The 12,254-nt window shown below is 35.1% G+C and carries 9 protein-coding genes and 3 pseudogenes; 4 read left to right on the plus strand and 8 right to left on the minus strand.

The genetic code is table 11. From position 1 onward, the window contains the following. Window positions 1–70: 70 nt before the first annotated feature. Together P3F56_RS05495 and P3F56_RS05500 are read right to left on the minus strand one after the other, a co-directional pair. Window positions 71–341: pseudogene (locus P3F56_RS05495) on the minus strand (transposase); the annotation flags it as partial. 1,399 nt (window positions 342–1,740) lie between these two features. Then, window positions 1,741–2,427 (minus strand): MBL fold metallo-hydrolase, encoded by a 687-nt coding sequence (locus P3F56_RS05500; RefSeq protein WP_281151929.1) that lies wholly within the window; start codon window positions 2,425–2,427, stop codon window positions 1,741–1,743. Window positions 2,428–2,736: 309 nt separating this feature from the next. On the opposite strand from P3F56_RS05500, the gene rplI reads away from it, so the two are divergent. Continuing rightward, window positions 2,737–3,195 (plus strand): 50S ribosomal protein L9, encoded by a 459-nt coding sequence (gene rplI, locus P3F56_RS05505; protein WP_281151930.1) that lies wholly within the window; start codon window positions 2,737–2,739, stop codon window positions 3,193–3,195. Window positions 3,196–3,431: 236 nt separating this feature from the next. Here the strand turns inward: rplI and P3F56_RS05510 are convergent, their stop codons facing one another. Beyond that, complete coding sequence (locus P3F56_RS05510) at window positions 3,432–3,578, minus strand: hypothetical protein (protein WP_281151931.1); 147 nt, start codon at window positions 3,576–3,578, stop codon at window positions 3,432–3,434. 1,181 nt (window positions 3,579–4,759) lie between these two features. On the opposite strand from P3F56_RS05510, the gene P3F56_RS05515 reads away from it, so the two are divergent. Next, on the plus strand, window positions 4,760–5,908 hold the full coding sequence (locus P3F56_RS05515; protein ID WP_281151932.1) for a quinone-dependent dihydroorotate dehydrogenase: 1,149 nt from the start codon (window positions 4,760–4,762) through the stop codon (window positions 5,906–5,908). A gap of 269 nt (window positions 5,909–6,177) precedes the next feature. Here the strand turns inward: P3F56_RS05515 and P3F56_RS05520 are convergent. The 4 genes and pseudogenes from P3F56_RS05520 to trpC form a co-directional block, all read right to left on the minus strand. Further along, window positions 6,178–6,369: pseudogene (locus P3F56_RS05520) on the minus strand (hypothetical protein); the annotation flags it as partial. A 1,148-nt stretch (window positions 6,370–7,517) separates the two neighbouring features. Then, entirely contained in the window at window positions 7,518–8,666 is a 1,149-nt protein-coding gene (locus tag P3F56_RS05525) for a pyridoxal-phosphate-dependent aminotransferase family protein (RefSeq protein WP_281151933.1), read from the minus strand. Between the two features lie 61 nt (window positions 8,667–8,727). Next, window positions 8,728–9,039 (minus strand): annotated as a pseudogene (locus tag P3F56_RS05530) (DUF5340 family protein); the annotation flags it as partial. Between the two features lie 218 nt (window positions 9,040–9,257). Then, window positions 9,258–10,139 (minus strand): indole-3-glycerol phosphate synthase TrpC, encoded by an 882-nt coding sequence (trpC, locus tag P3F56_RS05535; protein WP_281151934.1) that lies wholly within the window; start codon window positions 10,137–10,139, stop codon window positions 9,258–9,260. 149 nt (window positions 10,140–10,288) lie between these two features. Between trpC and P3F56_RS05540 the strand changes: the two genes are divergently transcribed. Together P3F56_RS05540 and P3F56_RS05545 are read left to right on the plus strand one after the other, a co-directional pair. Then, the gene (locus P3F56_RS05540; RefSeq protein WP_119260843.1) at window positions 10,289–10,477 is read left to right on the plus strand and encodes a hypothetical protein; all 189 of its coding nucleotides are present in this window, start codon (window positions 10,289–10,291) and stop codon (window positions 10,475–10,477) included. Further along, window positions 10,462–10,758, plus strand: coding sequence for a type II toxin-antitoxin system RelE/ParE family toxin (locus P3F56_RS05545; protein ID WP_281151935.1), 297 nt, complete (start codon window positions 10,462–10,464; stop codon window positions 10,756–10,758). The genes P3F56_RS05540 and P3F56_RS05545 overlap by 16 nt, the downstream gene beginning before the upstream one ends. A 124-nt stretch (window positions 10,759–10,882) precedes the next feature. Here the strand turns inward: P3F56_RS05545 and P3F56_RS05550 are convergent, their stop codons facing one another. After that, window positions 10,883–11,845: a ribonuclease Z gene (locus P3F56_RS05550; protein ID WP_281151936.1), complete on the minus strand. Its 963-nt coding sequence runs from the start codon at window positions 11,843–11,845 to the stop codon at window positions 10,883–10,885. Window positions 11,846–12,254: the final 409 nt, after the last annotated feature.

The following is a 12,254-nucleotide window of genomic DNA, read 5'->3' on the forward strand; positions in this document are numbered from 1 at the left end:
CGACGAAATTTAAAAATACGGTTGTTATTCTCAATATCTAAGTCAAAATAGGACGAGGTTGATGATTATTTCAAATAATAACCACCAACAATCCAGACCACAATGGTTGTTTAAAAATAGTAGGAAGCAAGACTACCTTATCTTTTAAGTCTAAGTTGAGAGAAGGTTTTTTAAGTAAATGAGCATAAGAAATCAGTCGAGAACAAAGATTAACAAAACAGTTCCAAATACTTCGATATCTCGAATGTTCAATCTGAGATATATTTTCTAAGTTGGTTGTTAACTGTTTGAATAAGAGAACGCTTACGAAGTAGGATTCTCTTATTCAGTCTTACCAACTTTTACTTCATTTTCAATTTATGACGAGTCATAAATTGAGGTCTTTGTCAATAGAGCCTTTTAAAGAGTTCTTGAACTTAACTGAAAAGCCAATAATTCCGGTCGTTTATCATTAAACGTAGTTTAAATCCCTAATGTCATCTAAAAGGATTCTAGACACATCGAACTAAGCCTTCAGAAACTCGGTGTACTCTACTGTACTGCAAACTCGGCAACAGACATCTATTGCAGTAGATTCGACGGAATTAATCCATGTAATTTCTCCTTTGTTATTCGGAGAGGAACAGTACAGCAACCTTATTTCCCAAGGTATTAAGTTCAACAAAATTATTCTAGTTTACTAGATTACGCAATGCTTTTTTACAATGGGTAAGAATCTTTAATGTATAAAATTATTTTTTTAAAGGTTCGATTGAAGAGTTTGGATACTTATTTCCATATTTTGATAACTTAGTCCATTCTATCAATTTTTTGTTCTTTATTTTTAGCTCTTGTTTCATGTTTTCAGAAAGCACATATTTGAAGTTTATCTGTCAATAATAAACTTTATATGGTCCAGGTTACGGATAACTCCTTAAAAATATCTCTAGCCCCTAGAGATCTACCAAAGAACAAAAATAAAAAAGAAACAACTGAGTAGCGTTTTTTGAGACTGTTGGAATCAATTGTTTTAATTTGCTAACTTTTTTTACTAAAATTGTTTTTTGTAATTTTAACTAATTTAAATAGACTGAGCCAAATGGGATAATTTTAATTATTTTTATACCTTTACTGAAACACATATAATTTGAAAGTAAGTTAACTATACTTAACCTTTTTTTAAATAAATATTTTTATCTTTACAGAAAAAAATAGATAGTTTTTCAGTTAGCTAATCTGTCTTCTGTTTATAAGTAATTCTGGCAACTAAGAACTATTACTTTCTAATTTATTCAGCAATGGACTAAAATAACACTGCCATAAATTAAGAGTGGAAAATTGAACGTCATTTACAAATTCATCAGAGGTATTAAAAATTAAGATCGGGACAAGTAATTATTTTTGAATCTTGGGAATAGTTTAATTTAATTAAATCTAGAAATTCCAGTAACCTAAGATTAATTTGACGTTGATTATCTCTTTTAATTTGGTTTAAAAATACCACTTTTAAATATCAGCGACTGCAGGAATATTAAAATTCAAGATTACGGATAAACATTGTATCAAAATAATTATTAAAAAAAAAACGATAGATTTATTATTTTTATGGGTAATCTTTTTGAAATAAAATAGTTATTTTTACTATTAAGATAACTATTAGTTATAAGCTAATCTTATAACTAAATAAGACAATAATAAATTAGCAATATATTTTTTTGTTAACTTTCTTTTTTAAAGTTGCTTAAAGAACTAAATTTTTTCTTAGATTTTCCCACAATTTTTATTAGCAGGGACAGCTTCCATCATCTTTTTAGGATTGGGTAAATTAAGATTGTTCATAAAGGTAATAAAGTTAGTTTTATCCCGTCCTGCAAAGCGAGGGTTCCATTTTTTTTCCTCTCCAATAGTAGAAACCGTGTGACCTTGATAGTCATGACCAGGATAAACTAAGGTATCATCAGATAAAGTAAAGAGTCGCTGAGTTACTGAGTCATAAAGGGTTGCTGCATCTCCACTTTGAAAGTCAGTGCGTCCACATCCTCGAATAAATAAAGAATCTCCTGTCAATAAGTGAGTTTTATTGACTAAGTGTGCCAGATGACTATCGGTGTGGCCAGGGGTAGCGATCGCCTCTAGAATAATCTCTCCACATTGTAAGGTTTCGTGGTCTTTTAAAAAACGATCAGCACAGGCAATTCTGGAATTTTCGGGAATAATTCCCATACATCCAGTCATTTCTCTCAGTTTTCCTGTTCCTGTAATGTGATCAGCATGAATATGGGTTTCTAAACAGAATTTGAGGGTTAATCCTAGTTCTTCTAAAAGTTGATAATCACGTTCAACTTTTTCAAATACTGGATCAACCAGTAATGCCTCTTTTGTGGTGCGATCAGCGATGAGGTAAGTATAAGTCCAAGATTTCTCATCAAAGAGTTGACGGAACAGCATAACTTGTTAAGGGTGGTCAGATTATCAAAATCTTTTTAATTATACAACTATTTAGTAATAAAAGGAGGAATTTGATCTTGGGGAGAGATTGGAACAAATTCATCTTCAACATTAGCTTCTAACTTGTAAGGAATAACTAATTAGTTTTACAATCATTTTAGTAATAAAAGGAGGAATTTGATCTTGGGGAGAGATTGGAACAAATTCATCTTCAACATTAGCTTCTAACTTGTAAGGAATAACTAATTAGTTTTACAATCATTGATTGTGCTTAACTAAACAAATTTTGCTTAAGACATAGAGGAAACCATGGCTAAACGCGTTCAAATTGTATTGAATCAATCTATCAATAAATTAGGAAATACGGGAGATCTCGTAGAAGTTGCCCCAGGATATGCTCGCAATTATCTAATCCCTAAAGGACTAGGGGTTATAGCAACATCAGGTATTCTCAGACAGGTAGAACAACGCAAAGAAAAAGAAAGACAACGCCTGCTAGCTGAAAAACAAGCAGCTGAAGCCCATAAAACAGCCCTGGCAACTATTGGACGTTTTACTATCCGTAAACAAGTTGGGGAAGGTGAAGCTATTTTCGGTACTGTCACCACCCAAGAAGTGGCTGAGGCAATTCAGGTAGTCACCAATCAAGAAGTGGATCGTCGTGGGATTACTTTACCTGAAATTAGTAAAACTGGATTTTACAAAGCAACAGTAAAATTACACCCCGAAGTTACCGCAGAAGTTGAAATTCAGGTGACACCTTTGTAGTGTCTAGTAACAAGAGTGTGGGTTGGGAATTCTGTTTGAATACCTAACCCATCATTTCCCTAATTCAGAAGGTAATACAGTCACATCATTAAGACAACTAATATCAATTTGATATTGACTTATTGATGCTAAAAAACATCTACAAAGCGCATATTTAAGTAAATTTTGCCACTAAAATAAAAATAGCAAACGTGAATGGTCTGGGAAAAGGTTTCATAAAGTTCTGTTAGAGCAACCTAAATTTTTTCTTCTATTTGTTTAAGAGACTCTCGAGACGTTCCATAGATGGAACTAGTTTCATCCATAGGATGCATAACTTGCAGATCTGGTCCAAGAATCAGGGTTTGTGCTCGCAAGAAGTTTAAATCATAAAATTGACGCAAGTTATATCTATTCAGGGGTAATTTTATCCCTGACTAAACTAACATAAATTTGTGTCCCTAAAATTTAATTTTGCCGTCTAATTTGCAGTCCAAAACATCAAGATAGAACTCCATTAAAAAGACAAATTACCGCCACTTGACTGAACAAAGCTTTGGCTGTTGGGCTAGAAAAATTAGCAAACATTAACTCTATAAAAATAGTTACTAGCAACAAGCATACTTAAACTTTTATTGTTAGTAACAATAAAAGTTTGATAGTTTTAGAGTAAATTAAGCCATGACCAACTGTAAAAATAATTTAAATGCTAAGGTAAAAAGCATCCTTGAAAGACCATATTTAAACATTAACGACACCATTTTCCGTGCTTAAATAAACACAAGTGCACAGAATACTAACACCCAGATAAAATTAATTAATTAATAATTTTTTTTTCTAAGAAAGAGTTAACAGCAAATACTTAGAATATAAGTCATTCCTTGCTAGATGAAGTCAATCAATCTTTTGGAGAGGTTGTAATGATGTGAAATCTAGTTGAATAAAATTTCTTTTTAGTGTAGATCTAAGCACGAAAAATCAGAGACCGAGGATAATAGATAGACTAATATCCTTATAATTTGCAACAAAAAGCCAAGTAGTAAACTTTAACTTTTAGGAAAGAAGAACATTAGAATAGCATAGAGAATAAAATTTTGCTTTGATTGAGTAAAATCCTACTATTTATTCGATAAAAAAGGCTTTTTTCTATATCTTATATATTAGTCTTTTGAAGAGAAAGACAATAGATTATCATCATTAAATATAATTAATAATTAATATTTTTGAAGCTTTTTATCTTCTGTATAAACTATAGGACAAGTTTTTTAAAAAAGCAAAGTTAATTAAGTAGAGTTAACAAAATATATATAAAAAAAATTTAAATAAGAGAATAATCAATTTATTGCTAATAGTATTATTGTTTTCAATAACCTGGATATTTTTCAAGTACAATCAAAAAATTAAAATAGTGACACTGAGGTTTTTAAAAAGCAATTACAATGCCTTTATCAGTAATTTTTTCTAATTATCATATATAAATGAAGATTATTAATTAATGATACTTAACAGGTTTTACTCAAGGAAAACGTTATGCTGGTATTTAGTTTCTTTTAACTCAATTAACCTATATCTGTTGATTATTCATATGTTTAATTTAGTTAAACCTTTTTATCCTCTCCTATTAACAGCAGTAAAAAATAACCCAGAGAGCGCACATTCACAACTTTTAAAAACGCTAAATATAGTTGATCGCACTCGTAACACTGTAGGAGGACGTTGGTTAATTTCCCAACTTGATGAGTCTTTTTGTGTCTATAATCCTCGCCTAAAACAAACATTATGGGGACTAAATTTTAATAATCCCGTAGGATTGGCTGCCGGATGTGATAAAAACGGAATAGCAGCAGCGATATGGAGTCATTTAGGCTTTGGTTTGGCGGAATTAGGAGCTGTTACCCTCCACCCTCAATCAGGAAATCCCCGTCCACGTTTATTCCGTTTACCCCTTGATAAAGCTCTTTTAAACCGCCTGGGAGCGAATAATCTAGGAGCAGAAAAAATCGCTAAAACCTTGGGGAAAATTTGGCAGCGTAACCCCCGTACTATTCCCATTGGAATCAACCTATGTAAATCTAAAATCACCCCCCTAGAAAAGGCTGCTAAGGATTATGTAGAAAGTTTTCGTTATCTTGAAGATAAAGCTGATTATTTTGTAGTTAATGTAAGTTCTCCCAATACTCCAGGATTGCGAGCACTTCAAGAAAGGGAACAACTTAAGACTATTTTACAGGAGTTACAACACGCAAATGAACAGCATAAGCCCATTTTTGTTAAAATTGCACCTGACTTAGATTGGGAAACAATTGTAACGATTATTGAGTTGGCCCAAGCTCACAAATTAGCTGGAATTGTCGCGACGAACACTACTATCAAAAGAGAAGGATTAATCACTAATATTCTCCCAAAAACAGGAAACAAAATTCAAGAAGAAACCGGGGGAATCAGTGGACTCCCTATCCGTGATCTCTCAACAGAAATTATCCGTTTTATTTACCAAAAAACTCAAGGAAAATTGCCTATTATTGGGGTCGGGGGAATTTTTACCCCAGAAGATGCCTGGGACAAAATTACAGCTGGAGCTAGTTTATTACAACTATACACAGGATGGATTTATCAAGGACCCTGGATTATTCCACAAATTTTAACTGGCTTAGGGAAGAAATTAGAACAAGAAGGCTTATTAAATATATCTCAAGCAGTGGGTATAAGAGCGAATAAAGGAGTCTACAAGTAAATGCAGTACAAATTCATAAGATTTTAGGGAAAGCGATAACAGGTTTGGGTAAAGGATCATAATGTCTATGAACAAGAGAGGATTAATTAAAAATTTTGAGAGATAATTCTCTTATTAGTTTTGAAACATAATTCTCTTATTTACGTCTGATAGAGTCTCACTAAAAACTGACTTTGTCATGATTACAAATTGGTCACGGCAGTTACCTTTTATTGATAGCTTTATAGTAGTTTTAAATTGGGTAGCTTATATTAGCAGTAATACGTAAACTAGCCAGTTATGTCTTCACCGAGCACTAAACCAATCGCTTGATTGATACCTATAGGATTCGGGTATTCTTGAGTTGGCACATTTTCTTTAATTTTTGACCAATAGTTTTCAATGGAGTTGAAATTAGGAGAATAAGGAGATAAAAATGTACTTTGTGCTTCTATAGATATCATCAGTTCTCTAACTTTTGTGGCTTTATGAGCCGGTTAGTTATCTACGACTAAACAAGCTTCTGACTATGGTTGTGGTATCAGCACTTGTGTAACAGAAATAAGAAACGCTATTTGTCCATCGTTCAAAAGTAAAATCAGCCACAAAACACAATGTAGCAAGCGTAACCTAATATTTTTTTCTCAATTATTAGGTTATTTTCCATAAGCTTGTTTCCCTTTCTGTCCAAAAAAAAATTATATAATTATTGATTTATGGAATGAAGTCAAACAAAATATTAATTTTATAGACGGAACCTTGAATATATATGATATGATCATGGAAAACTTTATATAGTGATACTCATTTAAGCTAATTAATTGGCTATTTTTGGTAAGAAAATGAGTATAGAATTGCCAAAAAGATTGATTTAATTACATTATTTCATCCCATGAGAAATCTCTATAGGAAGGGAACCACTGAGATTGTCCAAATTTAGGAGAAAGTGTTTGACGTGATGGGGCGAAAAGGTCAAGTGATTGGAGTTGTGTGTCCGAACAGTTTTCTCTCAATGGCACCCTAGAAAAGGCACTAGACTATAGTTAGTGTAACCTATGTAGATTGCGGCATTGATGCAGTCGCCATTGCTTGTTTCTGGTTTTTAGGTTATCTAAGAATAGAAGACAATATTGTTGAAGTAGAAACATAGACTCTTAATGAATGACCTATTTAATGAGTTAACCCCAGAAGGAATAGTTAGTAATAGTCTAATAAGAGAAGCTTTAGAAAAAACATACGATCATCATTGACTCCGATGCTGCACTAGCCTAACAAGAGAATTCAGCCCTTGTAGTTTATGAAAGAGGTCAAAATTTAGAGAAGGTTAACACAGTCAAAGAAAACTTCAGCTTAACCAATCGATTTATAGAAGCTAACTGAGATTCCCGCATAGGCAAACTTTATGAGCAGTATCTAGTGTATTAGGATCAACACAGAGATGGCTTATTCATACACTTTGATGGTATCAAAAGACGTGAAAAGGTAGCCGCCGGTGGCTTTAGCATATCTTGCTCAGCCTAGTACTCCAAAGTATGATGATCTTATGAATTTCCTAGCCAGGAATTTTTTCTAGTTACAAGCTTATAGACTAAATCCCCCTAAAAAAGGGGGACTAGAACTTCGAGACAGATTATCCTAAAATCTTAGAAGCAGCAGCAACTCCTACTCCTGGAGTCGCTCTTTGATTACCTAGAATAATTAAGGTAGATTCCAAAGCAGCGATCACCGTCAGAATATCTCGCTCACTGACAAAACCTAAGTGGCCGATGCGGAAAATTTTCCCTTTAAGGTGATCCTGTCCTCCCGCTAGAGAAATATCAAATTGCTTTTTAATCGTCGATCTAATAGCCTCAGCTGTAACTCCTGTCGACATGACAGCCGTTACGGCGGTGCTCGCTACCTCATCATCGGCTAACAAAGGTAACCCTAAGGCCTTAACCCCTGCGCGAGTAGCCTCAGTTAAACGACGATGACGGGTAAACATTGCTTCTAACCCTTCGTCCTTCATCATTTGTAAAGCCACTTGTAACCCATACATTAAGTTAACCGGAGGCGTAAAAGGGGAGCTATTTTTATTTGTTGCTTTCCTATACGCCCCTAAATCTAAATAAAATTTAGGAAGAGTTGCAGTTTTGTAAGCTTCCCAGGCTTTTTGACTAACAGACACGAAACCCAACCCCGGAGGGACCATATAACCTTTTTGGGAACCAGAAGCGACCACATCTAACCCCCAATCGTCAACAGGAACGTTGATAGCCCCTAAACTGGTGACAGCATCGACGATGATTAAAGCTTCCCCGTGAGCTTTGACGTATTTATTAATAGTTTCTAAGGGATTGATTACCCCCGTAGAGGTTTCTGAATGGGTGATAATAACCGCTTTAATGTGTTTTTGATTGTCAAATTCCAATTTTTTACGAAAGGCTTCAGAATCTAGAGGTTTGCCCCATTCGGCAGTAATTTCTTCCACTTCCAACCCAAACGCCCGACTAATTTTCCCCCACCGTTCACCAAACTTTCCGTTGTTACCAACTAATACACGATCGCCAGGACTCAAAAAATTAATAATCCCTGCTTCCATCGCCCCGGTTCCGCTAACGGTTAACATCAAAACATCACTCTTGGTTTGATGTAACCATTTGAGATTTTCAGTAATTTCTGCAATAATTTCACTGAAACCACTACTGCGATGACCGATGGGATGTTTGCCCATAGCTAGCAAAACTTTTTCGGGGACAGGGGTTGGTCCTGGGATCATTAACATATGCTTATTTTCCATGAATTCTGGCTCCTGTTTCGGGTTGAAACTCTTCCAAATAGTCAGTCTACTCCATTTTTATTCACCCTAAAAAGTTAAGCTGATGGCTTTGGTTATTTTTAAGGTTTAATTCAGATCTATTTTTTTCTGACTCCCTAGTTAATTTGATTAATCGGTAATAGATGTTTAAAGAATAATTAAAACTATTAAGGGACCAATAATGTTCAAAAGGGATACAAATTTGGTTACAGATCGCTTCGAGTTGTTTTTGTTGGGCACCGGCCTTGCGTAGGGTAAGAATAAGTTGTCGAACATGATTTTGTAAGACGGATTGTTCATAAGCAACAGCTATACTTTTGCGTTCTAGTAATTGAAGTAACAGTTCGTAGTTAACTAAAGAAGGAAAGAGACTTAATGTTTAGTTATAGGTTATTCATTATCAATTATTATTGATGGTCTTGATTTAGGCAAAAGCAAAAAGTATAGCATTACAAAATTTCATCGACTCATGATAAGTTTTGCGAAATTGATGGTCAATCCCTAGGAATTATTCCATTTTTGTTATAATAATTATTTTATTTTAATAAATAAAATCTATATCGACCACCCGATTTAAGAAAATAACTGAGTTATAGCCTCGGTGATATCCAGTTGTTTGACTAAAGATTCCCCAATTAACACTCCATCAGCCCCGGCTTGGTGAACAAGTTTGAGGTCATCACGAGTATGCAATCCTGACTCGCTAATAATTTTAATTCCTTGTTTTTTAATTGTATCCCGTCGAGCAGCTAATAATTTCTTCGTGATGTTAAGGTCCACCTCAAAGGTTTCTAAATTACGATTGTTAATTCCAATCAAGGATACGCCTTCAACGCCAAGGGCTCGATCCAATTCCTCTAGGGAGTGAACTTCAATTAGAGAAACCATACCTAAGGATTGGGCAATTTTTATAAAGTAGGTAAGATCACGATCATTTAAAATAGCAGCAATCAGTAAAACGCCATCAGCGCCATTAGTACGAGCAAGGTAAATTTGATAGGGATAGAGGATAAAATCTTTACATATTAGGGGCAAATTCACTGTTTGACGCACTAGAGCAAGGTTATCAAAGCTTCCTTGGAAAAATTTAGTGTCGGTTAGTACTGATAAACAACTTGCTCCTCCTTTAGCATAAGATTGAGCGATCGCTACCGGATCAAAATCTTCACGGATAACTCCTTTACTAGGGGAAGCTTTTTTGAGTTCTGCAATTAAAGCTGGTTGGGTTTTTGCCGAGGTGATAGCGGCTAAAAAATCCTTAGGGGGAGGTAAATCTTTCACTCGTTTGCGTAACTCTAACAGGGATAGACGTTGTCTTAGACGATCAACTTCTTTTTCTTTATGCCAAACAATTTTTTCAAGAATGTGTCGCGGTTGCTCATCGGGAACACGAACTTGATAACGGAAAACATCAACATCTATGGCAGGATTAGGAGAACGTCTTCGGATTTGCATGGGAGTCAGCAACAAAAATACAAATTAGGCTATAGCAACATCTTAGCCTTGCGATTCTATCACAACTGTTTCTCGCTATAGCTAGAATGAAAGGTATATATAGTTTTTCTATAAGTTCTTAATCCTATCAATTTTAGTTATCTTCGACCATGAATACTGTTAAAGAGAGAATCCAATCTATCTTGAATCAATTACCAGATGATTGTTCAATTGAAGATATCCAGTATCATTTATACGTACTTGAAAAAGTGCGTCAAGGATTATACGTTGCCGATCAGGGAACCACCTTACAACAGGAGGAAGTTGAGGGGCTTTTAAACAAATGGCTTATCGAGTAATTTGGTCTTCCAAAGCAATTGAGGATGTCGATGCAATTGCCACATATATAGCCCGCGACTCGCCCTCTTATGCGGCGGCCGTCGTCCGTCAAATCCTAGATATTACCCACAGTCTTCAGGACTGTCCTCTAGCTGGAGCAATTATTTCCGAAGGGGACAATTCAACGATTCGTGATAAGTTGGCTTACACTTATCGCGTAATTTATCGAGTTCGAGACAAAACGGTAACAGTGGCGGTGATCGTCCATACAAAGTGTTTGTTAGGATTCACTAATTCTTAAGGATATATCCTTTAAATAAGATTAAAGGTTAATACTCCCTTCACCGTCAAGGGAGTTGTTTTTGTTTTCAAATACAAACAATTAATATTGTTGTTATAGCACCTATCTCATTAGCTATTGTTAACTACCGAGTCTTTTCCAACGCTTCTTGAGAGCGTCTACGTCTGGGTACTTCATAGGTCATGAAATCACGGGCAAGAAGAGTATTAGGAAAAATTGCCTTAGCTTCTGTTAGTAAATTAATCAATTGTAAGACATTTCCAGGGGCATAACGGGGACTAAAATGGGTCATAATCAACTGTTTAACGCCAGCCATTAAGGCAACCTGTGCTGCCATGGTCGAGGTAGAATGAAGACGGTCAAAGGCTAATTGAGCATCTTGGTGGGCAAATGTTGCTTCATGGATTAAGACATCTCCCCCTTGCGCTAAGGCTACAGCCCCATCACAAAAGACTGTATCAGTGCAATAAATAACTTTACGACCGGTTTCTTTGTCTCCACACAGATCTTGTCCTCGAATATTACGTCCATCGGGCAAAGTGACGAATTCACCTCGTTTGAGCTGACCGTAAATCGGTCCTGGAGGAATTCCTAAAGCAGTTGCTTTTTCTATGTCAAAGCGACCGGGACGATCTTTTTCTTCGATACGATAACCATAGGCCGGAACACGATGTTTGAGTAACCCACAACGGACGATAAATTGATCATCCTCGTATGTGACACCAGGGCGTACTTCATAAACTCGTACTCGATGAGAGAGTTTTATCTGGGAATACTTAGCACAAGCTTTCAAGTAGTCTACTAAGTCTGGTGGCCCATAAATTTCGATGTCTTGGGCATTTCCTGCTAAACCACAACTAGCTAACAGTCCCATTAACCCATAGATGTGATCGCCGTGCATATGGGTGACGAAAATTCTGGTAATTTGGGAAATTTTGAGATCACTGCGCAAAAGTTGATGTTGGGTCCCTTCCCCACAGTCAAATAGCCAGACTTCTGCCCTTTGGGGCAGACGTAGAGCAACACTTGATACATTCCGTGATCTTGTTGGTACACCAGAACTAGTTCCTAAAAAGGTTATCTCCACAATAATTTAACTCTGCTTGCTTTGGGACTGTTCATCCATTTTAATCTTTTCCGTTTAACTGAAATCTTGCACCGCCTTAAAAATTAACTAGGTAAAGGAGCTTTAGATTATTTAGTTTTATTGTAATAGCATAAGACATAAGTTTAATCTTCTCAATATTTGAGAGCTTATAAAGAAGATTCTGGCAGATAGATTGGAGCAAAAGAGACTCGTAGAGATTTCAGTTTTTTGTAGACAAATATACTTATAACCTATACCGTGTTTATACGGTATTACTAGAATTACCAGAAGTCAATTACCTAGCAAATATTTTATTTTTTTTGTGAAAAGCAAAAATAATTTTTTAAAAATAAATTGGTCTGTCTAACTTTAAAAATAAAACAATTACAATTTTTACTATTTTATTTAG

This window comes from cyanobacterium endosymbiont of Epithemia clementina EcSB (assembly GCF_029919255.1).
In the GTDB taxonomy this organism is placed as follows: Bacteria; Cyanobacteriota; Cyanobacteriia; order Cyanobacteriales; family Microcystaceae; genus Rippkaea.

Bases quoted from the DNA above. Each gene is read 5' to 3' on its own strand.
- P3F56_RS05515 (WP_281151932.1), top strand. From the start codon at position 4,760: ATGTTTAATTTAGTTAAACCTTTTTATCCTCTCCTATTAACAGCAGTA.
- P3F56_RS05540 (WP_119260843.1), top strand. From the start codon at position 10,289: ATGAATACTGTTAAAGAGAGAATCCAATCTATCTTGAATCAATTACCA.
- P3F56_RS05500 (WP_281151929.1), bottom strand. From the start codon at position 2,427: ATGCTGTTCCGTCAACTCTTTGATGAGAAATCTTGGACTTATACTTAC.
- trpC (WP_281151934.1), bottom strand. From the start codon at position 10,139: ATGCAAATCCGAAGACGTTCTCCTAATCCTGCCATAGATGTTGATGTT.
- P3F56_RS05545 (WP_281151935.1), top strand. From the start codon at position 10,462: ATGGCTTATCGAGTAATTTGGTCTTCCAAAGCAATTGAGGATGTCGAT.
- P3F56_RS05525 (WP_281151933.1), bottom strand. From the start codon at position 8,666: ATGGAAAATAAGCATATGTTAATGATCCCAGGACCAACCCCTGTCCCC.
- rplI (WP_281151930.1), top strand. From the start codon at position 2,737: ATGGCTAAACGCGTTCAAATTGTATTGAATCAATCTATCAATAAATTA.